The organism is Methylomusa anaerophila (assembly GCF_003966895.1).
GTDB classification, from domain to species: Bacteria; Bacillota; Negativicutes; order Sporomusales; family Sporomusaceae; genus Methylomusa; species Methylomusa anaerophila.
Genome location: NZ_AP018449.1, coordinates 1,121,613 through 1,143,384, shown reverse-complemented (window position 1 = coordinate 1,143,384; position 21,772 = coordinate 1,121,613). Strand labels below are relative to the sequence as shown.

Below are 21,772 nucleotides of genomic sequence, written 5' to 3'. Positions count from 1 at the left end.
TTAAAAAGTCTTTCGTTTAAGCCGGCGTGGGATATAGGCCGCCTTGTACGGCGATGATAAAGTTTATCACCAGCGACGGCATTACATTATTATGCGGCTGATTCCCCCCGTCAGACGTCAGCGCGGCCACGCTCATGGCAGCGTCCGGCGGCGCGGCGGCAGTGACGGTTGAATAGGGTTTGGGCGTTTCACAATGGGCCCAGACCGCCGCAGGGCCGGGAATGTTGGCTGTGCCCGCCGTCGAGGTGGCATAAATCGTGTGGGTATGGCCGGGAATCTGAGCGGTAGTTAAGACAACATTTTCCCTGCCGCCGGCAGCGCCTAAATTATGCGGCGTCAAGCCGGGTCCTTGCCCCTGGCCGACAGCCAGCCGCCCCCGCAAATCCGGCAGGGCGAAGTTATTTGCGCTGGTGCTGCCGTAGGTTGTTCCAATGAGCGTATAAAGCGCTTGATAAGTTGCCACATCCAGCAGGCTGCCGTCACACAGCCGCCACCCCGCCGGTATGCGGGGACCGGCCCACATTCGTATTTCTCCCAGATAATATTCTGCCATATGCTTTTCCTCCTGTCCGATATTATTATAGCTAGCCGGAAAATCCAGTTATGCCTTCCCGCCGTTCACCTCCTCTCGTTATTGGTCTGCAAGCCGCCGGTACATCTATATAAACAAAAGCAAGCCGGAGGCTTTACACCGCGGGAAAAGCTTTCTTCCCGCGGCGGCGCCGTTAGTTTAATATCTACTAAAATAAAATGGACGTGGTACCAGGAACGGTATGATCTGAATAGTCAGTTCCATAGGATAAATAGCTAGTACCTGCAGACCCCCCCACCGGCGGAGGAGTACCAGACCATTCAAACAACCAAAATTGATACGTTCCCGGCGCTATACTCATACTGGCCGAGTAGGCATTGGTAACTTCAACCTGTTTAACTATACTATCATCTGTTATAGAGCCACCGCTAGCAGGGAAAGCTACAATAGTCCACCGGCTACCATTGTTCGTAGGAAACACGGATGGATCTATCGTAAAATTAATTGTACTGCCGCTGGCGTCAAACGTTATTATCACGGTCTGGCCGGCGGTAGAGAGGTTAAAGTTGCTGAGGCTGAGAGTGGCTGTATAGCCGCTGGGCGCGGACACTGTTACGATGCAGTTGCCGACCGGTATATTGCTGATTGTGGCCGAAGCGCCGAGAGTCTGCGGGCCTGAGACGGAGTGGGTTCCGCCTGCGCTGTCGGTAACGGTAACGGTATAGCCGGAGACGGACATGGTGCCGCCCAAAGTTATAGTGACGTTGCCGGTTTGCTGGCTGGATGTTACGGCCACGGCCTGGCCGGCGGTAGAGAGGGTAAAGCTGCTGGGGGTGGGGGTGGCCGTATAGCCGCTGGGTGGTGTGACCGTCACGGTGCAGTCGCCGACCGGTATGTTGCTGATAGTGGCGGTGGTACTGCCGCTGTTGACGGTGCCAATGTGGGTTGCGCTGGCGCTGTCGGTAACGGTGACGGTATAATTCGAGGCCGACATGGTGCCGCTCAAGGTTACGGTGACGTTGCCGGTTTGCTGGCTGGATGTTACGGCCACGGCCTGGCCGGCGGTAGAGAGGGTAAAGCTGCTGGGGGTGGGGGTGGCCGTATAGCCGCTGGGTGGTGTGACCGCCACGGTGCAGTTGCCGACCGGTATGTTGCTGATAGTGGCGGTGGTACTGCCGCTGCTGACGGTGCCAGTGTGGGTTCCGCTGGCGCTGTCGGTAACGGTAACGGTATAGTTGGAGGCGGACATGGTGCCACTCAAAGTTATAGTGACGCTGGCGGTTTGCAGGCTGGAGGTGACGGCCACAGCCTTGCCGGCGGTAGTGAGGGTAAAGCTGTTGGGGCTGGGATTGGCCGAATAGCCGCTGGGTGGTGTGACCGTCACGGTGCAGTCGCCGACCGGTATGTTGCTGATAGTGGCGGTGGTACTGCCGCTGTTGACGGTGCCAGTGTGGGTTCCGCTCGCGCTGTCGGTAACGGTAACGGTATAATTCGAGGCCGACATGGTGCCGCTCAAAGTTATAGTGACGTTGCCGGTTTGCTGGCTGGAGGTTACGGCCACGGCCTGGCCGGCGGTAGTGAGGGTAAAGCTGTTGGGGTTGGGGATGGCTGTATAGCCGCTGGGTGCTGACACCGTGACGGTGCAGTTGCCGACAGGTATGTTGCTGATGGTGGCGGTGGTGCTGCCGCTGCTGACGGTGCCGGTGTGGGTTGCGCTGGCGCTGTCAGTAACGGTGACGGTATAATTCGAGGCCGACATGGTGCCGCTCAAGGTTACGGTGACGTTGCCGGTTTGCTGGCTGGAGGTTACGGCCACGGCCTGGCCGGCGGTAGTGAGGGTAAAGCTGTTGGGGTTGGGGATGGCTGTATAGCCGCTGGGTGCTGACACCGTGACGGTGCAGTTGCCGACGGGTATGTTGCTGATGGTGGCGGTGGTGCTGCCGCTGCTGACGGTGCCGGTGTGGGTTGCGCTGGCGCTGTCGGTAACGGTGACGGTATAATTCGAGGCCGACATGGTGCCGCTCAAGGTTACGGTGACGTTGCCGGTTTGCCTGGTCAAAGCCACGGTAGCGGCCGCCGGGCTGCCGCTGGCTACGGCAACGCTGGCTGTATTGCTGTTGTAGCCGCTCTTGCTGGCGGTAAAGGTATATGTGCCGGTGGGAATATTGCTAAAGTTCGCCACGCCCGAACCGTTGGTGGTGGCTGTCTGCAGCGAACCGTTGACGGTGACGCTGACAGTAACACTGCTGAGCGGATTGGCACCGTCGGTTACCGTAATGTTGACGTTGCCGGTTTGCCTGGCTAACGCCACGGCCGCCGCTGCCGTGCCGCCACTGGTTATGGTTACACTGACCGTATTGTCGTTATACTCGCTCTTACTGGCGGTGAAAGTATAGGTGCCGCTGGGAATATTGGCGAAGCTTGCCACGCCCGAGCCGTTGGTGGTGGCTGTCTGTACCGAGCCGTTGACGGTGACGCTGACAGTGGCGCCGCTGAGCGGGTTGGCGCCGTCGGTTACCGTTATGCTGGCGTTGCCGGTTTGGCGGGTCAAGGAAATGGCGGCGGTTGCTGTAGCGCCGTTGGTAATGGCGACGTTGGCGGCTGTATTGCTGGCATAGCCTGCCATAGCAGCGGTAAAGGCATAGGTGCCGGTGGGAATATTGGTGAAGCTTGCCACGCCGGCGCTGTTGGTGGAGGCTGTCTGCGCCGTGCCGTTGACGGTGACGCTGACAGTGGCGCCGCTGAGCGGATTAGTGCCGTCGGTTACCGTTATGCTGGCGTTGCCGGTTTGGCGGGTCAACGAAATGGCGGCGCTGGCTGTAGCACCGTTGGTAATGGCGACGTTGGCGGCTGTGTTGCTGGTATAGCCGGCCATAGCAGCGGTAAAGGCATAGGTGCCGGTGGGAATATTGGTGAAGCTTGCCACGCCGGCGCTGTTGGTGGAGGCTGTCTGCGCCGTGCCGTTGACGGTGACGCTGACGGTGGCGCCGCTGAGCGGATTAGTGCCGTCGGTTACCGTTATGTCGGCGTTGCCCGGTTGTATGGTCAATGCTATGGTTCCCGAAACCGACGCACTAACGCCAATCGTTAATATTGTGGCGGTATTACCGGTATAGCCGCTCTTGCTTGCCGAAAAGGCATACGTGCCTGGAGGCAAATCGCTGAAAACCGCCAGGCCTGACCCATTGGTGGTTGCTGTTCGCGCCGTACCGTTGACGGTGACGCTTACCGTAGCGCCGCTCAGCGGCCCGCTTCCATCCGTGACGGTGACAGCCGCAGTGCCGGCATTAGAATTGTTGCCGGAGTTTAACGCAACAACGACATTGACTGTGCCCCCGCTTGCCGGCACATTGACGTTAATACTATTCATGGTTTGAGCGTTGGCATTTACGGTAAAACTATAGCTGCCTGGCGGCAAGTTGAAAGTCCCCGTTCCGTCAGGTCCCGTCGTTATCGTGAAGGTAAATTCGCCTTCGGACGCAAAAGCTGTTTTTACCCCCAAAATGCGGTCCCAAATTGTCCTCTCCGCCTGAGCCGATTGTCCGCCGCCAACAGGGTGGGCGGTAACGGCTGCGCCACTAACCGGATTGCCCTGGCTATCAACAACATTAACCTTTATGCTGCCGCCGGTGAAAGGCAAGCGGATCGCCGTATCGGCAGTCTGGCCTTTTTGAACGGTTACTGCGCTGCTGTCGCCTGAATAGCGGAAATAGGTGGCTTTTACAGTGTATGTGCCAACATTCAGGCCGCTGATAACGCCGGTGCCGGCGGTATCAGTCAGCACCGGATTTCCCGCCGGGCTGCCGTTCTGATAGGCCTGCAGGCTTGCCCCCTGGACGGGCTGGCCGGCGGCATTGGTAACGTTAGCGCTTACACTGCCGTTATACGACACAAATTTGGTAAACGTTTCAGTTTTTATGGTGTTGTTTCGTTCTACTTTTTGCAGCAGCTTGTATGTAAGGTCATCGTTTCGCTTATCTTTCTTCCCGCTGTCGCCGTATAGGGATGGTCCCAGGCAGTCCGCCAGCTTATACGCCACATGGGCATAGATGCTGCCCCTGGACAAATTGGATTTTTCATACCCCAGCTCGGCGGAAAACCGGGGAGTAAGCTGCATTACACTGCGCAACCTAAACCCTTCTTCATCCGGATTGTATTTTTGGTCATAATAAAAGCCTGAAGCATAAAAACTCAGCCACCGGGCATGTTTCAGAGAAGTTCCCACTTCATAATCAAACCCCTGTACGGCCCGGATATAGGAATACAGCACCCCCTCGTCCCAATAACTTACCCCTGTCTGCCGGTCGCCGGAGGTGGGTATGTATACATTGGCGCGGTATTCCGCCAGTTTATTGAAGTATTCCGCGCCGAACCCCACCCGCGACAAATCATACTTGAAACCATGATCATAAAACATATTCAGTCCAACCATCCGGGTCTTGTCCGGCGCCAGCTTGCGCCAGCCCACCCCCAGGTTGGCCGTGTTGTCACCATCGCCCTGATGAGCGTAACGTCCCTGCCAGAACCACAGCTGGCCGCGGCTGTCAGCCTGGGCGAAGGGCTGAACGGTTTCCAAGGAATACACCGGTTTGTTATCCTGCGTAAACGAAAATTTGATATCCGTGGTTTTCAGCCACTCCGGCCCCTGCCTTTTCCCTTGCTTGATGTAATAGGGAATCAACCGGTTGAAAAACATCCGCGCCTTCTCGTTATCCGCCAAATGGCTGGAATCCGGATCGGCGGTTGGCAGCGCCCCGGCGGGCGCTTCTGTTTTGATCTTCAAGTCCGCTTGCTCCGCACCGTCCGCCGTCGCCTCGGCGTCGGCCCTTGCCGCATGCAATGGCCCGATAAATGCCGGATTGGTCAAAAACATTAGTAATAATAACATAATCGCCACCCAATTATTTGGTCGTTGCAACCAGCCCATACACTATTTCCCTCCTTTATTTCGAGTATTGGCAATGATCAATCTCGGCCGCCCTCATTGACAATTCGCCGGCGGCGTCCACTTCATTGCCGTATACAATTCGCCGGCGGCGTCCGCCTGAAACCCCAGTCGTTCATACAGTTGCCTTGCCCGGCTGGCGCTCAGCACATTCAGCCGCAGCGGCAGGCGATTAGCTGCCGCCTGCGCCTGCAAAGCTGTTAGCACTGCCGTCCCCAAACCTTTATTCTGAAATTCCGGCAACAGTATGATATCCACCAGTACCAGTTCCTGATCGCTCTGCGCCATTGCCATCCGTCCCGCTTTAGCGCCGTCGGATAAAATAATCCGGTACTGCAGTCCGGGGTATCGCTGCCGGTAAGAAAGCTGCTGCACCGCATGCTGCTGCCGCAAAAACTCCCGTCGCTGCTTTTCATCCCACCCCCATGCCGCCATTTCCTCGGTACGCGAACTGGCATAAACCTCAAACAGAAAAATATCATCCTCACCTGGTAATACCGGTTTGATTTCCAGCATCACATCACCAACCTTCTTCCATAATAAATTTGGAAAGAGCGCCAAGCCTTCAGGAGACGGTCGCCCGCCGGCCAGATTTAGGCGGTAGGAAAAGCTTTATATTTGGAATGGAACCAGGCATTACCTTCCGGAAAAAGTTTGATAAATTTACCAAATATAAATCCATTTAATAAATTTTCTTCTCATTGTAATTTTTTCCTTCATAAAATTACAAAAATCTTCAAAATTGCCTAAAAATCTTCAAAATTTACTAAGATGTAATTATTTACCCAATAATTATTCAATAATATTCGATTGACGATGCGGCTTCACGCTGCCGAGAGCCGCGCCGCTGTCAGGCGGCACGGCGGCGTACGCCGGAGCGGCCGCCAGGACTAACAGGGTAAGCTTGGCGACGATTCGTTTTGTATGGCGCGAAATTTTATTTTTCATCATTTTCTCCTCTCTTATTGGCAAATTCGCAATTTGGTTCGAAATGGCCATTTCTTTTCGTATACTGGAAAATGACTTGTCCCAGCTTTTCCACAGAGAAGACTGGCTGTTCAACGGCAAAGATTCTGAGCGAATCAGTTGCCGCGTCAATGCCGATCAGAAGCAGGCCGGGATGGGTGTTTTGCAGGGTGTTTACCTCTCTGGGAGCGGGACTTTCCGCAATGACCACATGGGGATGGAGTATTTTTAGTTCAGGCATGGCTTTATCTAACGTATTATCCACCAGGCGGATGCGCAGCTTTTTGTTTAGTCGCAGTCCGGCGGCCAAACCGCAAAGATAGACGGAGTTGCCGCAAAAAACGACCTCCACCGTTTCCAAGGTTTCACCCACTTTCAAATCAAAATGGCATTCTTCAATATTTCTTTTTACTAAAATAGCAGAACCCTACCGGGAACACATTAGACGAAGGGATAAATTTGCACAAAAAAAGTATAGATTTTCTATACTTTTTCGTAAATTTTCTTAGCCTGTATGTTATTTGGCGTTCGGTAGCGTTATTTTTTTCTCTTGGCGGCCAGCCCCAGTTCGGCGGCAAAGGCGATGACCTGACTGCGATTTTCCAGGTGCAGACGGTTCATGATTTCTCCCATATGGTATTTGACGGTAGCCTCGCTGAGATAGACGATGCCGCCAATTTTCTTATAGGTTAATCCCTGCGCCACCAGCTTTAAGATTTCAACTTGCTGGGAACTCAATAACGAGGTCTTGTCGGCGGCCCTATCCGCCAGATCCCGTTCTTGGTGCAGCCGGGCGAATTCCGTGAGTACCTTGGCCGCCAGACCGGGGGAAAGAGGAGACTCGCCCTGACTTAAGCCGGTCAGCAGGGCCAGGAATTGTTCTTTGGGCAGGCCTTTTAACAGATAGCCTGAGGCACCGGCTTTAATCGCCTCGAATAAATGCTTGTCATTCTGTGACACGGTGAGCATGACGATTCTGATTTCCGGGAATTCGGCTTTAACGAGCCGGGCAGCCTCAATTCCGTCGCCGCCCGGCATCTGTACATCCATCAGAATGACATCGGGCCGCGTGGCCCTGGCCTTAAGGACGGCGTCCCGGATATTGGTCGCCGTGCCTGTCACCTCGATATCATTGGCGGTCAGGAGATCTTTTAGTCCATCCATAAACAAGGGGTGATCGTCCACTAACAGTATTCTCATACCACCATTTCCTTTCCGTCTGTCACCGGGATTTGCAAGCTGAGCCAGGTTCCGACCTTCGGTTTGGTCTTGATGCGGAGTGTGGCGCCGATCTCATCGGCCCGCTCCTGCATGATTTTCAGGCCAAAGCGGCCCTTTTTCGCCATTGCCGCCGCCATGTCAAAGCCGCTGCCGTCATCTACTACCTCGATATCCACCCGGCCGCCGCTCGCCGTAATCGTGATGCTGACCTGGCGGGCGTTGGCGTGTTTGCGGATATTGGTCAGTGCTTCCTGAATAATGCGCAAGAGCTGCACTTCGGTGGTCGGCGGCAGCAGCCCGGGGATAAACTCCTGGCTGATGGTGAGGGTGGCGGCAATTTCATAGTTTTGTTTAAACCACTGCAGGTATTCCTCCAGTGACTGCCAGATGCCTTGTTCGGCAGTACCTGCAAGCTGCAGGCCGGTGATGGATTCCCTGATATCGACATGCATGCCCTGCATGTTATTGGCTAGTTTATCCAGGAGCATTCCAGCCTGAACGGGGTTATTTTTTTCCAGCTGCGACCGGACGGCTTCCACCTGCACCTGGAAATAACTCCATAGCTGGCCATGACCGTCGTGCAGTTCCCGGCCCAGCCGTTCCCGCTCGGTGAGGATGGACAGGGCCTTTTCCGCTTCCAGCATTTTCTTTTCGTCTTGTTTTTGTCTGGTGATGTCTTTCAAGAGGATGGTTTTGCCGAGTGGATTGCCCTGCGGCGTTGTGAGCGGCAGGGACCGTAGCTGATAAAAAAAGTGCTCAGTGTTATATTCGCGGGATGCCTCGCGTGTTTCCGGCCGGTCGCCGTCACCAATGCCAGAGAGTGCCGGCCAGGCGGCGGCGACTTTTTGAAAGGGTTCGCCCACAACTGCCGGCAGGCCGGTAAGGATGGCTTGCGCTGCCGGATTTAGGTCGACAATGTAGCCTTTTTCATCCACAACCACCAGGCCGTCGATCATATCGTGGGTAACGGCATCCTGTGCCAGCGGCAGGATGCTGTATACCCGCCAGCGGTAAAAGACCCAGGTTATGTAACAAGCCGACAATAGCTGCCCGACGATTTGCGGCGATACCGCCTGCAGGTTCAGGGTATAGCTCAGAATGTGGCCGATAAAATTGAATAGCGGCGTCACCGCAAGCACAACGGCCTGCTGACGCCGGAGACCTTGGGTAGAGTATATCCAGCGGACCGATAGGCCAAGAGAGATCAGATTCAGGGCATAACAAAACACCATAGTCACCCAGGCCGCCGGTCCGAACGCGATGGTCAGCAACTGACCGTCCAAGGTTATAGGTCCGTAATACCAACCAAGCGGACTGTCAAAGCCGATCACCAGCACCAGGCCGGCAGTTATTCCCCGGATGGCATACCGCACCGCCGCGGCGAATTTTTCCTGCGGCCGGCTGACTTCCCAGATAAACTCAAACCAGAAATAGATAAGCAGCAGCGGCATCCATTCGGTAAATCTGGCCCAGAACAATTTTGTAGGCAAGTCGGGACTCATACCGCAGAAAACTTTGGCCGCAATCCAGATACCTTTGCAGAGCTGGCAATATACCAGCATCATGGCGCCCGGTGTCTTGCGGAACTGGAGGAGGTAGACGGCTAAAGCCTCGAAAACAGCGGCGATGCCTAAATACAGGATGATATTATCAACAGGCGCAAAGGTAGTAACAGCCGACATAGGACAACTTCTTTCCTGAAAATTTACAGAACAACTTATTATTTATTTCGACAAAAGGAAGCATAACCCTTTACGCCGCGGATGTGTCATTTTCGCGATCAATGGGACACTCCGGCCGCAAAACCGCCGCCGGCCGCCGGGAACAAAATAAAGCAGAAAAGGGGAAATACAAATTTTGATCAATGAAGGCAGCGATGAGATATCAAAAATCATGAAAAGAATCAACACCAGCTACGCCTACTATTGACGATAAGGTGCTTCCGTTTGCCTGAAAGGGTCTCGATTTTGTAATAATTCTGTAACAATTTTGTAACAATCTTTCCTCATACTAGATACTAGAAGCAAACCCAGAATGAGAGATTAAATGAAAAGTTTGGTACAACAAGTTATATTATTTACACCAATTAATACTAATGAATCAAGTATTATTTTATTTGGTGATTATTTAGTCCAAGGGGGAAGGTGATCGCCGGGAATTTCAAATATTTGGTTATCAATTTTAAACTATTTTTGGATCGGCAATAAACAACTGTAAGTATGAGGCTGGAAAATATTAGTCTTTCCTTGTGCGGGTAAATAATTAGGGGGAGGTTAATGAAATGAAAAAACTGTTACTTTTCGTTGTAACCTTGTCAGTTCTTTTGCTGATGTCCGTGACAGTGAGCGCTCGCGATCAGCATAACAGGGGACATTATAACGATAAAGGCCGCGGGCAGTACCAACATTATGACAATAACAGCAAGTGGCACCGTACCTACCATAATGATTATGATGCGGATAAAAAATTACCGTTTAAATGGCATGAAAGGTACAATTCTATGAGAGGGCGCTATCAGCTTGAGCGCATTCAGGATCGGGAGTGGAACAATAGATTTCCCGGATACCGTGCTTACAAGTGGCATAATAATGAAGGATTCTGGCACCATGGCCATTATGTTACCGATGCGGTTTTCTTCTATGACGGCGATGATCAATTGATAAGCGTCGGTTATATGGCGAATGGTGTGTTTATCCATTTCCGCGCCGATCATGACGCCTATGAGAATAATGATTCCTTCTTCTTGTCCTGGTGGCAGCGTTAGAGAAAGAGGAATAAGGAATACAAAAAAGAGGCTGAGAGAATTTTTCTCTCAGCCTCTTTGGCATTAAGCCCAAACACAGGCGAAAGTTTATTTTGTATCGAAGCGGAAGGTTAGACCATAATTCCAACCGCTTACTTTGACATCATGGCGGAAGGTACTATCACTCACAGAATCATAAAAATTGAGGTTGTCGGCATGTTTTTCCCGATAGCCGATATTAAAATCCATGTCTTTGCTAATTCTCTGGGCAAGTCCGATCTCGTAATTGGACAGATCGCCACCGAAAGCAACAATGCCGAATAGGTCAAGATCTTTGGCCAGGGGTGTTTTTCCTATTAAACCGATTTGCATGGTATTTTTTGTATCAGATGAAAAAGTAGGGTTGCTGATGACCGGATCGCCATAATCGAGTTGAACACTTCCTTTAGCTTGATGATAGCCAATGAAAGCGGCGCTGTAATTGTTAAGTTTGTAGAGCACGTTAAATTCCTTAAATTTAGCTTCATAATTGGCATTGGAAAGATACTCGTCAATATAAGTAGTCTTAGTTTTCGGCGCGAAGTCCCGGTATTGGATGCCGAACTTTCCCAGTCCGATTGTCAGACCGAGATCAAGGACGGAGTTTTTGCCGTCATAGCTGGTGTCGAATGAGCCAAAGCCGTCTGTTGAAGTGTTTACCTTGACATCATTAGAATTGGCGATGGTAAGGTCAATGGATACCTTTCCCTGGGAATAATCGGTCATCGGCGCCGCATAACCAACGTTGAGCGCTATTGTGGCGGAGCACATCATGCCCAGGGCTAGAATTACTTTTTTGTTCACGTTTATCCTCCTAGTGACAGTTTAATAGCTTTATTTGATTGTCAAGCGATTGTCGCCGGTGAAAGCGATTTGGCCTGCTTTTTTTACGGCATCCGACAGCGTATCCCGCACGGGAACACCGGTTTCAACAATGTTCGATGCCTGTTTAAACGTGGTATAGCCGTCGCCGCCGGTGGCCATGAAATCGTTGGTTACAACTTTATATTTTTTGGCGGTGTTGATTTGGCTGCCGTCAGGCATAGTAACCGATACGATTCTTGAGCCGGCGGGGCGGGAGCCGTCGTATACAACATTGGCCCCGGAGAACTGCAGCATGCCGATGGTTGTGTTCTTGATGCCGTAATCCAGCACCTGGATGATTTGGGCGCCGGTCATGTCCATGGTATTTAAGGTATTGTCGAAGGGCATGACTTCATACATGTTGCCGACGGTGACGTTGCCGGCGTAGATGGTAGTGCGCAGGCCGCCGCCGTTTTGGAAAGCAAAGTCAGCGCCAACAGCGGCGCGCATAACATCGGTGGCCCATTCTCCAAGGAGGGATACATTGCTGCCATATCTATCATGGGTTAGGTCATATTTTGTTGAGCCGAGGACAGTGTTCTTGATAGGAGCGATTTGCGCGGCGTATTTGTCGACGATAGCCTGGGCAGTCCTATCACCGGTTAAGGTCATGGTCGTCAAGTTCATGAGGGTAGGGGTTGAGCTAATTACCTTTCCTTGCGCCTTTGAATAATTAAGCAGGATCTTGCCCACACGCTGGCCGTTGTTTAAGGCCTGGACCATGGGAATATTGTTTACCGTCCCGGCTACAGCCGTATGAGTATGACCGGTAACAATGGCGTCAACAGTGCCGACAGGCAATTTGTTGGCCAGGTCGGCAGCTTCACCGGTAATTTGTTGGGTAGTCGAGTTTTGATCTGCACCCAGGTGAGACAAAACGATGATTACTTGCGCGCCTTTGGACCTAAGCTTTTGGGCCAGATCTTTCACGGTTGCCGATGGCTCCTCGAATCTATACTGGCCAACGATTTTTGGATTGGCTTTAAAGGCTGTTTCCGGCGTTGCCAGCGGAATAATCCCGATTTTGAGGTTTTCCCGGGTAACAAAAATGTAGGGAACAGGAGTCAGCACCGACGGACGGGCGAAAGCCGGCAATTGGCCGTTACTGCTCTTAATGTTGGCTGCGCCCCAGGGGAAATTGGCCTGGGCTTTCATTTTCATCAAGGTGTCGATACCCCAGTCGAATTCGTGATTGCCAAGGGACATGGCATCGAAACCGACCGAGTTCATGACTTCGACTATCGATTTTCCGTAGACAAGATTGGAATCAGCCGATCCCTGGAACATGTCGCCTGCCGACAGGAGAAGAGTACCTGTCGGATCTTTTGCTTTTTCTTGTTTTAGGAAGGCGGCCAGTTTGGCGGCGCCGGGATCCTTGCCTGTGCCCTTGTCGGCGATAGCGCCATGGAAGTCGTTGACCGTAAGGACAGTAAGGGCGATTGTGTCGCCGTTAACGGCTGCGAAAGCAATGCCGTTAAAGGCTAAGACAAAAGAGATGATTAGGGATAGAATAAAGGCTGAAAATACTTTTTGCTTCTTTGGAATAAACATTTTTTGAAACCTCCTGATTTTTACATTTTGCAACAGTGCGACAAAATTCCCCATTAATCTAGAAATAGCTATAGTATAAATTATAGAGAAATTTTCTACTTATTTGTTAAGTAAATTTTAAGACTTCTTTAATAAATTGGAATTATATTTGAAGTATTTAAATAAAAAGGAAAAGAAAGATAAATGCGGCAGACAAGTTGAAGAACAGGCTGGTAAAAGAAATATAAGTAATAAATAAAAATTATTAAAAGACATCTTGAATTTAAAAAAATAAAGAGGTAAAATAGAACTAATACTATACCGTTTCAGTATAATATATTTTATGGAAAGCGGAGGTGAGATGGGGTGCAATTGAATCAGGCCGCCGATTATGCGTTCCGGGTGGTACTGCATTTGTCCAGGTTGCCGCCCGGCAGGGGTGTTTCCTTCGCTTCACCGGCGACGGACGAAAAACATGAACATGGAGGGATAGGAAAATGAGTGAGCTGTTGCTTGCCAGATGGCAATTTGGCATTACTTCTGTTTATCACTTTTTATTTGTGCCAATGACATTGGGATTGACTATTTTTATCGCCATTTTGGAAACTATGTATGTCCGGACAGGTAATGAATTGTACAAACAGCAGACCAAGTTTTGGGGAAAACTGTTCCTGATCAATTTCATCATGGGTGTTGTTACCGGTATTGTGCAGGAATTTCATTTTGGGATGAACTGGTCCGAATATTCCCGCTTCATGGGGGATATTTTCGGCGCGCCGCTGGCGATGGAAGCGCTCACGGCTTTTTATCTGGAGTCTACTTTCCTGGGGTTGTGGATATTCGGCTGGGACCGCTTGCCGAAGGCACTCCATGCCCTAAGCATATGGATGGTGGCTTTTGCCAGCAACCTGTCGGCTTTCTGGATTTTGGTGGCCAACTCCTTTATGCAGTCGCCGGTGGGATACGCCATCAATAACGGCCGGGCGGAAATGACAAACTTTGCGGCCCTGTTGACCAATCCGTATGCCTGGCATCAATTTGCCCACGTCCTATTTTCCGGCATGGTTACCGCCGGGGTATTTGTGGTGGCAATCAGCGCCTGGCAGCTCTTGCGGCAATCTTATCCGGACTTCTTCCGCACCTCAATGAAATTTGGCCTGGCCTGGGCTGTGGCGGGTTTGCTGCTGGTCATGGGAACCGGGCATTTGCAAGCTCAATTTATGGGCAAGGCTCAGCCGATGAAACTGGCGGCCGCGGAAGCTTTGTGGGAGACGGCCAACCCGGCGCCATTCGGGGTGGCTGCCGTGATTGACGAGACGAAAAAGACCAATCCTTTTGAAATTAAAATACCCAACGCGCTATCATTGTTGATGTATAATTCGCCGGCAGGTGAAGTAAAAGGAATCAAAGACATCGAAAAAGAATATATAGCTAAATATGGTCCCGGCAACTACGTTCCGCCGGTAACGCCGGTATTCTGGAGCTTTCGGATTATGATAGCTGCCGGGGGTATCATGATCCTAATGCTGCTGCTGGCGGCGTATTTCGCGAAAAAAGGCACTCTTGCCACAACGCCGTGGCTATTGAAAGGGCTTATATGGATGCTGCCGCTGCCGTATATTGCCAATTCAACCGGCTGGTTTTTGACGGAAACCGGACGGCAGCCGTGGATCGTATTCGGGCTGCAGCGGGTGGATCAGGCTGTTTCCCCGGCCGTGGGCGCCGGCAGCATTTGGATATCTCTTATCGGCTTTACGCTGGTTTACGGTCTGTTGGCGGCTGCAGCCGTTTATCTCGTGCAAAAATTTGCCAAACAAGGACCTGTTGATACTCCTCTGACTCCGGTACAACCTATTACAAAGGGGGCGACATTATGGAACTGACAGTTCTGTGGTTTATACTCCTTACCGTTCTTTTCACCGGCTTTTTCCTGCTGGAGGGTTTTGATTACGGGGTGGGTATTTTGTTGCCTTTCTTAGGGAAAAATGACACCGAGAGGCGGGTAATCATCAATACCGTCGGTCCGGTATGGGATGGCAACGAAGTGTGGATGATTACGGCCGGCGGCGCCATGTTTGCCGCTTTCCCCCATGTGTACGCCACGTTGTTCAGCGGCTTTTACCTGGCGCTGTTCTTAATCTTGATGGCTCTTATCGGCCGGGGAGTGGCTTTTGAGTTTCGCAGCAAGGACGATAATCCCGGTTGGCGCCGTACCTGGGATTGGCTGATATTTTTTGGCAGCGCCGTACCGGCCCTGTTATGGGGTGTGGCAGTTGCCAACCTGATTAAAGGCGTCCCTATCGATGCCAAAATGCAGTATGTGGGAACCTTTTTCGACTTATTAAGTCCTTACACTCTGATTGGCGGCCTGGCTTTCTTCCTGGTATTTACTTATCATGGCGCTGTCTATCTTACCCTTAAAACCGAAGAGGAGATGGCGGAAAGAGCCCGCAAGGCGGCGCAGGGCACAGGAGTATTGGCGGCAATTGCCTGTTTGATTCTGGTGGCCATGACTTACGGCAATACCGACCTGTTCGCCAGTGCCGGCGCCGGCGTGTCCTTGTGGGGAGCGGTTGTGGTCTTTGTGGCTTCCTTCGGCGCCGTATACGTTAAACGCTGCGGGTTAGGCTTTATTTTAAGCTGCGCCACAATTTTGCTTACAACGGCAGCCTTTTTCTGGGGCCTTTTCCCGCGTCTCATGGTATCCAGCCTTAATCCCGCCTGGAGCCTGACGATTACTAATTCATCGTCCTCCCCTTATACCCTTACGATTATGACAATCGCCGCTTTGGCCTTGGTGCCGGTGGTTTTGGTGTATCAGGGATGGGTGTACTGGATTTTCCGCAAACGGGTGTCGGTGAAGGATCTCCAGTATTAGGGGGGAACTGCTTATAAACGGCCATCTGCGTCGTTACTCCTGTGGTCCTCACTCCAGCGTACGACCAGTACGCTTCCGTTCCGGTCCTCGTCGTGCCTAGCACCTGGCCATTTCTAAGCAGTTCGTGGCAGTTGATGGGCTGAGCAAGTACCGTGTAGCTAGATGAGTAGTAGTTTTTATTCAGCGGGGGGAGGGATTATCATGGTTCTTCGGGATGACGACAAAGAGTATTTGCGGCAGTTGGGATGGATCTTTCCCGCTGAGTATGTGTTGGAATTACGCAGGCTTGTGGAACAGGTGATTGCCGAGCAGATGACGGAGGGGGAGCGGCAGAATATCCGCGAGATCATTTGGACGGTTATGGAGCGGATACGGGCTGCCGGTGATGGTGATCCGGTATTGGCCGGCACGGAAGATAATAAGGAAAAAGAGGCAGAGGCGGCGGCTATCACCGCCGCCTTTGCCAACCAAGTACAGGTTGCGCTGGCGGCGGGAAAACCGGAGATTCCCGCCGGCATGGGACCGGAGGTAGTAACGCATTTGGTTGACGCCCTTAATAACACGGATGCTGTTGTGGCAGCAAACGCCCGGAAGGCATTGGGGCGGTTAACCGACGGGGGTTCCATTGACGCCTTTTGTTCCTTATGGGTGGACAGCCGCCGGCAGGACTTGGCGGCGATTATTGCCGAAGCCGGTTATGTTGCCGCCGGGCCAATCAGGAACAGGGTTCTTACCGTGTTAAAAACCGGCGCGGCTATTTCCATGCTGTCTTGGGGGCGGGAAACAGTCAGGGAGTTAATTGCCGCTGCCGGTGATTCGGACCGGGATATTGCCGGGGCGGCCAGGGAGGCTATGCTTACACTGACTGCTGCCGCCGCCATTGACGCTTTGTGTGAGGAGGCGCTCAACCCGGCTGCCGACCCAAGGCTTATCGCCTGGGTGATTGCCGCCGGCTATACACCGCAGGAAGATAGCCGGGCAGCGTTGTTTTATTGCCTGACTGAACAATGGGAGAAGTATTTTGCTCTTGACTGGCAGGATCATCGGCCGCTGCTGGCCGCCGGTTACTCCCGGGCGACAACGGCAGAAAAAGACAGATTTTTAAAGGTCACCCGCCGCAGCGGCAACAGTCGCCTGGTTGTGGAACTGCTGCTTGGTTGCGGCAGTCCGCAGGATTATGAACAAATCACCTGGGATGACTGGTCTTGCGTAGTCAATATATTAGCGGACCGGCAGGCTTGGGCGGATATGTACCGCATGATATTCCGCGCGCCGGTGGAGTGGGCCGCCGAGATGACGCTTATTTTGGCGCGGGCTGCCTGGCAGCCGCCGCCCTGGGACAGGCTCATATGGCGGCTTATGGTGGAGTTGTGCCCCGGTCAGGGCAAAGATGTCTTTGTACCTGACGGAAGATCCGTTGGCAAGCTTTTCTTAAGGGATAGCGGCGCTAATTTACAATGCCTGGCCTTTCATCCGGACGGCAAGATACTGGCAGGCGGGGGCGGCGACGGCCGGGTGCGGCTTTGGCGCATCGGGGATGAACGGGAGTTTGAACTTGGACTGCCTTGGCGTACGGTAGATCTTCATGCGGCGGCAGTTACCTGTCTGGCCTTTTCTCCTGACGGGCGGTACTTGGCAACAGCCGGGGCGGACGGAAAGGCACATATCTGGACTATGCCGGACATAAAATGGACTGCGACGGTAAAAGGGCAGCCCGGCTTGGTAGAGAGTATATTTATTAATAATCAAGGAAAAATACTGGCTGCGGCTAAAGACAGGGTCATGGCGCCGGTGATTCGTTTGTGGCAGTGGGATGGGGCATTTATGACAACCCGCAGCCAGATGCCTGCCGGGGTGTCAGGCGCAACTGCCGTTCATCCCGGTCAACAAGGCTTATATAGCGGCGGCAAGAACGGCAGAATCCGTTTCTGGCCGCTGGCAGCGGGAAAACCCGGGGGCGTAGTCTGCGCTCACGCCGGACCGGTGACGGCATTGGCTGCAACCGATAGCTTGCTGGCAAGCGCAGGAGCTGACGGCTGCGTGAAAATCTGGTGGAATGAACAACAAATGTGGCAACAGCCGGCTGGGGCAGCAGGTGATTTTTTGGCTTTAAGCCAGAACGGGGATATAGCGGCAGTCGGCAGCCGGCTTGATAACACGGTTGCGTTATTTCAAGTCCGCTGGGCAAAACCGCTGGCGGCAGCTAACCATGCCGATTGGGATTACGCGCAGCAATTGGCAATGGATGCGTCTGGCGAGTTAAATAATGAGCAGCGACAAATCTGTCAATTTCTTAATACTGTGCTGACGGCCAAATTCCGGCGGGATATAATGTTCTAATATCTTGAGAGTGTTCAAAAAGATGCATATGCTAGGCGACGCGAGGATTGCGCCGCGCCGCGTACGTGGTTTGTACGCAAGCAAAGCAACCGGAGTGTCAACGACGCAGATGCGCTTTTTCAACACTCTCAAAAAGGGCGGTGGCGACGGTGACTGGCACAATTGCCTTGGATTTCGGGGCGGCAAATACGGTTGTAGCCTACTGGCATAAGGGAGAACAGCGGGCTAAGTCCTTATTTATACCGGATATTTCCTACCCGGCCCGCTATTGGACCGAGGGACCCGACCCTTCGCCGGGAGTTTTTCTCATCCCGTCGACCATTCAATACGCCGCGGACGGCTGCAAAGTGGGGCAAGAAATTGATAACTCCCTGGCGGATTTGGAGCCGCAAAGCCAGGTTTTGCGCAATTTCAAGTATGATTTGACGACTGGGAAAAAGGTATATTGCCGAATTGGCGGCAGGCAGATCAGCCGGATTCAGGCAGCAATGGATTACCTGACCCGGGTGATTGGCGACGCCGCCAGCACCTTGGGCCTGGCCAATCAGGAAAAGGGAATGACAATTACCCTGCCGGTAACGGTTTTGGCCAATCCGGCTTTAGAAAAAAAATATCGTCAGTGGCTGGAAAGCGCGGCCAGGCAGGCCGGTATAAGGCGGGTATTCTTTGTTGAGGAGCCGCTGGCGGCGGCCTGGGGCTCGGGCTGCCTGGTGAAACCGTACCGTACCTATCTGTTTATTGACATTGAGAGTAGAAATCTTAACACCGCGGTAGTAACGGCGGAACCCAGGTCGGAAACAGGGGAAGAACGCTTTTTCCGGATTATCGGTTTGGTTAAGGACGAACTGGGCGGAGAAGATATTGACAATTGGCTGGCGGACGAATTTATTAAACCGCAGGGTTTGAACCCGGCGGCGGTTGAAGCCGTTCGCGGTCAAATCGTCGATATTTGTAATAAGGTCAAGGAGCGGCTGACAGTACAAACGGAAACAGATGTGAATATCTCACTGCCTGATTTCGAGTTACAGGCGGTAATCAGGCGGGAAATGCTGCTAAAATTATTGGAGGATAACCGGTTCTTCAGTCGTATTGAAGATAATATAAGGCAGGCTCTGCGCCGCTGTGAGCATCTGGGGCATGGTATTTCCTCCCTGGACGGAGTGGTTATGGTGGGGGGAACCGCCCTGATACCTTGCATTCGCTCCTGGGTCAGGGAGTATTTTGCCGGCATCCCGGTTTACGACCAACGGCCGCTGGATGCGGTTGCCTGCGGGGCGGCAACTCTGGCGGCGGGAGTAGACACCTGCGGTTATATCCGGTATGATTATGGTTTAAGATATTTACAGGGAGATATATATGAATACCTTCCCGTAGTCGCCGGCGGTACGTTTTTTCCCAGTGACGGCCTGGTTGCCAAAGCAATTATCAGAGCCAGCTACAACGGCCAGCAGGAGTTTGCTCTGCTGGCGTACCGTCTGGAAGAACAGGGAGGCAGTTGCATTAACAAAGATGAACCTTTGATTTTGATCGGTTCCCAGCCGTTTAAACAAGGGCAGCCGGCGGTGGAAGTTGAGTTCGGCCTGGACGGGGCCAGGAGGCTTACCATCACGGCGAGGGACTTCCTAAGTCGGGAAATTCTGGCTGATAATGTACCCTTGGCACAGTTAATCTAAGACAGGAGGGAAAGTTTGTGTCGCATTTTAGTCAGGTGGCAACCAAGATCGCCAATAAGGAAATGCTTATCCGGTGTTTACAAGACCTGGGTTATGAGGTTGAGGAACAAGCAGCCATTCGTGGGTATCGGGGGCAGGAAACCCGGGTGGATATCGCTGTACGAATGCGCCAGGGGTATGACGTGGGTTTTGTGTTGGACGCCGGCGGCACCTACAGTTTTGTTGCCGACTGGTTCGGAGTCCAGGGAACCAATGAACAGGATTTTGTCGCCAAGGTTTACCAGCAATATGCCTTGGTTACCGTTATGGATCAGGTAAATCGCCAGGGGTTTAATCTGGTGGAGCAAGAGCGGGATGCCAACGGGGCCATTCGCCTGGTTGTCCGCCGCTGGGTGTGACAGAAAAGGAGAGGAGAGGTAGGATATGGAAAACTTCACCGAGCAATTTGATACCTATATCCGGGCCCGGTTTACCTTAATCGTCATCGTTACCCCGGAAGAGGAGCGGGCTATCGAGAATGTAAAAACAGTGTGCCAGGAAAAAAACCGCACCTGCTTGTCCTGGGATATGGCTGACGGCTTTACTGTGCTGACCGGCCGGACTTCCCTGGATTTAAAATGCAAAGACCCGCTGGTGGCTTTGGATCTCATGGAAAAGACCGGCCTTGAGAACAGCGGCGTAATTTTTATATGCAAGGATTTTCACGATTTTTGGACCAATCCGCCTATCCGGCGTAAACTCAGAAGTATTGCCCAGCGCTTGACCCAGACCCGGACTTCCATCATTATCACCACTCCTACCTCCCAGCTTCCCGATGAGCTTCAGGACGAAGCGGTGGTGGTCCGTCTGCGCCGGCCCGGCAGTGAAGAACTGGATAACGTATTGGATGGCCTCATTAAAGGGGCAAATGTCAAGCTTAACTTAACCGAAGCCGGGCGGGAAAAAGTGGTTCAGGCCGCTATGGGCATGACTGCCGGACAGGCTCGCCGCGTGTTTTCCAAAGCCATTGTTACCTGCGGCTGTCTGGATGACCGCAGCATTTCCATGATAACGGAAGAAAAGGCGGAGATGGTTCGCCAAAGCGAAGCTTTGGAATTTCTGAGCGGAGCCGAGCAGCCGGAAAATGTAGGCGGACTGGGGGTCTTGAAAGACTGGCTCAGGCTGCGGGAGAAGGCCTTTACCAAGGATGCCCGGGATTATGGCCTGCCTGCGCCCAAGGGCATTGCTCTCTTTGGTATTCCCGGTACCGGCAAAAGCCTTACCGCCAAGATGATCAGCAGTCTGTGGCAGCTGCCGCTGCTCCGCCTGGATGTGGGAGCGCTGTTCGGCAGTTACGTGGGCGAGTCGGAGGACCGGGCGCGGCGGGCGCTGCATATCGCTGAAACTATCGCCCCCTGCATTTTATGGGTTGATGAAATTGAAAAGGCCTTTGCTTTTGGCGCCGGCGACGCCGGGACGAGCCAAAGGGTGTTTGCTACCTTACTTACCTGGATGCAGGACAAGAAGGCCCCTTGTTTTGTCGTCGCCACCGCCAACAATATTGCCGCCCTGCCGCCGGAACTGATGCGCAAGGGACGGTTTGACGAAATCTTTTTCCTGGATTTGCCCCACCTGTCTGAACGGCGGGAGATCTTCGCCACTCACCTGCGGCGGCGCAACCGTTCCCCCCGGGATTTCGACCTCAACCGGCTGGCGCGGGAATCAGACGGTTATGTGGGGGCGGAAATCGAACAATCCATTATTGATGCCATGTATCTCGCCTTTAGTGACAGCATGCGGGAAATTACGACGGATGATATTGCCTTGTGTCTCAAACGCCAGGTTCCTTTATCCGTATCCCAGCGGGAAGTTGTCCAGTATCTGCGCCAGTGGCTGCAGGAAGGACGGGCCCAGTCGGCATCCTATCCCGGCGAAGTGACCGGCGAGGAAGGCGCCAGTCAAGTACTGCTTGAAATCAAGGAAGTATAATTTACGACGGATATTGGATTGGCTCGAACTATCCTGGAAATCTAAAACGCCGTAAGACAAAGGAACCGGAACC

Annotated in this window: 17 protein-coding genes; 8 read left to right on the top strand and 9 right to left on the bottom strand. The window is 52.7% G+C overall.

Features of this window, described 5'->3' with window-relative positions:
- Positions 1-16: 16 nt before the first annotated feature.
- From MAMMFC1_RS05065 to MAMMFC1_RS05040, 7 genes are all read right to left on the bottom strand, one after another.
- Entirely contained in the window at positions 17-553 is a 537-nt protein-coding gene (locus MAMMFC1_RS05065; RefSeq protein ID WP_126307039.1) for a phage tail protein, read from the bottom strand.
- A gap of 187 nt (positions 554-740) precedes the next feature.
- On the bottom strand, positions 741-5,459 hold the full coding sequence (locus MAMMFC1_RS05060; RefSeq protein WP_126307037.1) for a carboxypeptidase regulatory-like domain-containing protein: 4,719 nt from the start codon (positions 5,457-5,459) through the stop codon (positions 741-743).
- Between the two features lie 54 nt (positions 5,460-5,513).
- Positions 5,514-5,993 carry a GNAT family N-acetyltransferase gene (locus MAMMFC1_RS05055; protein WP_232035786.1) on the bottom strand — a complete coding sequence of 160 codons (480 nt, stop codon included), beginning with the start codon at positions 5,991-5,993 and terminating at the stop codon, positions 5,514-5,516.
- A 276-nt stretch (positions 5,994-6,269) separates the two neighbouring features.
- Positions 6,270-6,428, bottom strand: coding sequence for a hypothetical protein (locus MAMMFC1_RS21330; protein ID WP_232035675.1), 159 nt, complete (start codon positions 6,426-6,428; stop codon positions 6,270-6,272).
- Positions 6,415-6,822 (bottom strand): hypothetical protein, encoded by a 408-nt coding sequence (locus MAMMFC1_RS05050; protein ID WP_145987614.1) that lies wholly within the window; start codon positions 6,820-6,822, stop codon positions 6,415-6,417. The genes MAMMFC1_RS21330 and MAMMFC1_RS05050 overlap by 14 nt, the downstream gene beginning before the upstream one ends.
- 158 nt (positions 6,823-6,980) lie before the next feature.
- The gene (locus MAMMFC1_RS05045) at positions 6,981-7,643 is read right to left on the bottom strand and encodes a response regulator (protein WP_126307033.1); all 663 of its coding nucleotides are present in this window, start codon (positions 7,641-7,643) and stop codon (positions 6,981-6,983) included.
- Positions 7,640-9,346 carry a sensor histidine kinase gene (locus tag MAMMFC1_RS05040; protein WP_126307031.1) on the bottom strand — a complete coding sequence of 569 codons (1,707 nt, stop codon included), beginning with the start codon at positions 9,344-9,346 and terminating at the stop codon, positions 7,640-7,642. The genes MAMMFC1_RS05045 and MAMMFC1_RS05040 overlap by 4 nt, the downstream gene beginning before the upstream one ends.
- A 599-nt stretch (positions 9,347-9,945) precedes the next feature.
- Between MAMMFC1_RS05040 and MAMMFC1_RS05035 the strand changes: the two genes are divergently transcribed.
- A complete protein-coding gene (locus MAMMFC1_RS05035; protein ID WP_126307029.1) occupies positions 9,946-10,428 on the top strand; it encodes a hypothetical protein in 483 nt (160 codons plus the stop codon).
- Positions 10,429-10,515: 87 nt separating this feature from the next.
- Here the strand turns inward: MAMMFC1_RS05035 and MAMMFC1_RS05030 are convergent, their stop codons facing one another.
- The gene (locus MAMMFC1_RS05030) at positions 10,516-11,250 is read right to left on the bottom strand and encodes a hypothetical protein (RefSeq protein ID WP_126307027.1); all 735 of its coding nucleotides are present in this window, start codon (positions 11,248-11,250) and stop codon (positions 10,516-10,518) included.
- A gap of 30 nt (positions 11,251-11,280) precedes the next feature.
- Positions 11,281-12,861 (bottom strand): bifunctional metallophosphatase/5'-nucleotidase, encoded by a 1,581-nt coding sequence (locus tag MAMMFC1_RS05025; protein WP_158618649.1) that lies wholly within the window; start codon positions 12,859-12,861, stop codon positions 11,281-11,283.
- 345 nt (positions 12,862-13,206) lie between these two features.
- Here MAMMFC1_RS05025 and MAMMFC1_RS22590 point away from each other — a divergent pair, with 345 nt between their 5' ends.
- From MAMMFC1_RS22590 to MAMMFC1_RS04995, 7 genes are all read left to right on the top strand, one after another.
- The gene (locus tag MAMMFC1_RS22590) at positions 13,207-13,341 is read left to right on the top strand and encodes an Rrf2 family transcriptional regulator (protein ID WP_145987613.1); all 135 of its coding nucleotides are present in this window, start codon (positions 13,207-13,209) and stop codon (positions 13,339-13,341) included.
- Entirely contained in the window at positions 13,338-14,723 is a 1,386-nt protein-coding gene (locus MAMMFC1_RS05020; RefSeq protein ID WP_126307023.1) for a cytochrome ubiquinol oxidase subunit I, read from the top strand. The genes MAMMFC1_RS22590 and MAMMFC1_RS05020 overlap by 4 nt, the downstream gene beginning before the upstream one ends.
- Positions 14,714-15,718, top strand: a complete 1,005-nt coding sequence (cydB, locus tag MAMMFC1_RS05015; protein ID WP_126307022.1) for a cytochrome d ubiquinol oxidase subunit II — start codon at positions 14,714-14,716, stop codon at positions 15,716-15,718. Before MAMMFC1_RS05020 ends, cydB begins: the two co-directional genes overlap by 10 nt.
- A 201-nt stretch (positions 15,719-15,919) precedes the next feature.
- The gene (locus tag MAMMFC1_RS05010; protein WP_158618648.1) at positions 15,920-18,058 is read left to right on the top strand and encodes a WD40 repeat domain-containing protein; all 2,139 of its coding nucleotides are present in this window, start codon (positions 15,920-15,922) and stop codon (positions 18,056-18,058) included.
- A 149-nt stretch (positions 18,059-18,207) separates the two neighbouring features.
- A complete protein-coding gene (locus MAMMFC1_RS05005; protein WP_126307018.1) occupies positions 18,208-19,731 on the top strand; it encodes an Hsp70 family protein in 1,524 nt (507 codons plus the stop codon).
- A gap of 17 nt (positions 19,732-19,748) precedes the next feature.
- Positions 19,749-20,129: a DUF1257 domain-containing protein gene (locus MAMMFC1_RS05000; protein WP_126307016.1), complete on the top strand. Its 381-nt coding sequence runs from the start codon at positions 19,749-19,751 to the stop codon at positions 20,127-20,129.
- A 25-nt stretch (positions 20,130-20,154) separates the two neighbouring features.
- Positions 20,155-21,699 (top strand): AAA family ATPase, encoded by a 1,545-nt coding sequence (locus MAMMFC1_RS04995; protein ID WP_126307015.1) that lies wholly within the window; start codon positions 20,155-20,157, stop codon positions 21,697-21,699.
- The last annotated feature ends 73 nt before the right edge of the window (positions 21,700-21,772 follow it).

What these genes read in the sequence shown, in the direction of transcription:
- MAMMFC1_RS21330 (WP_232035675.1), bottom strand. Translation starts at nt 6,428, where the DNA reads ATGATGAAAAATAAAATTTCGCGCCATACAAAACGAATCGTCGCCAAG.
- MAMMFC1_RS05040 (WP_126307031.1), bottom strand. Translation starts at nt 9,346, where the DNA reads ATGTCGGCTGTTACTACCTTTGCGCCTGTTGATAATATCATCCTGTAT.
- MAMMFC1_RS05020 (WP_126307023.1), top strand. Translation starts at nt 13,338, where the DNA reads ATGAGTGAGCTGTTGCTTGCCAGATGGCAATTTGGCATTACTTCTGTT.
- MAMMFC1_RS05060 (WP_126307037.1), bottom strand. Translation starts at nt 5,459, where the DNA reads ATGGGCTGGTTGCAACGACCAAATAATTGGGTGGCGATTATGTTATTA.
- MAMMFC1_RS05045 (WP_126307033.1), bottom strand. Translation starts at nt 7,643, where the DNA reads ATGAGAATACTGTTAGTGGACGATCACCCCTTGTTTATGGATGGACTA.
- MAMMFC1_RS05055 (WP_232035786.1), bottom strand. Translation starts at nt 5,993, where the DNA reads ATGCTGGAAATCAAACCGGTATTACCAGGTGAGGATGATATTTTTCTG.
- cydB (WP_126307022.1), top strand. Translation starts at nt 14,714, where the DNA reads ATGGAACTGACAGTTCTGTGGTTTATACTCCTTACCGTTCTTTTCACC.
- MAMMFC1_RS05065 (WP_126307039.1), bottom strand. Translation starts at nt 553, where the DNA reads ATGGCAGAATATTATCTGGGAGAAATACGAATGTGGGCCGGTCCCCGC.
- MAMMFC1_RS05010 (WP_158618648.1), top strand. Translation starts at nt 15,920, where the DNA reads ATGGTTCTTCGGGATGACGACAAAGAGTATTTGCGGCAGTTGGGATGG.
- MAMMFC1_RS05025 (WP_158618649.1), bottom strand. Translation starts at nt 12,861, where the DNA reads ATGTTTATTCCAAAGAAGCAAAAAGTATTTTCAGCCTTTATTCTATCC.
- MAMMFC1_RS04995 (WP_126307015.1), top strand. Translation starts at nt 20,155, where the DNA reads ATGGAAAACTTCACCGAGCAATTTGATACCTATATCCGGGCCCGGTTT.
- MAMMFC1_RS05035 (WP_126307029.1), top strand. Translation starts at nt 9,946, where the DNA reads ATGAAAAAACTGTTACTTTTCGTTGTAACCTTGTCAGTTCTTTTGCTG.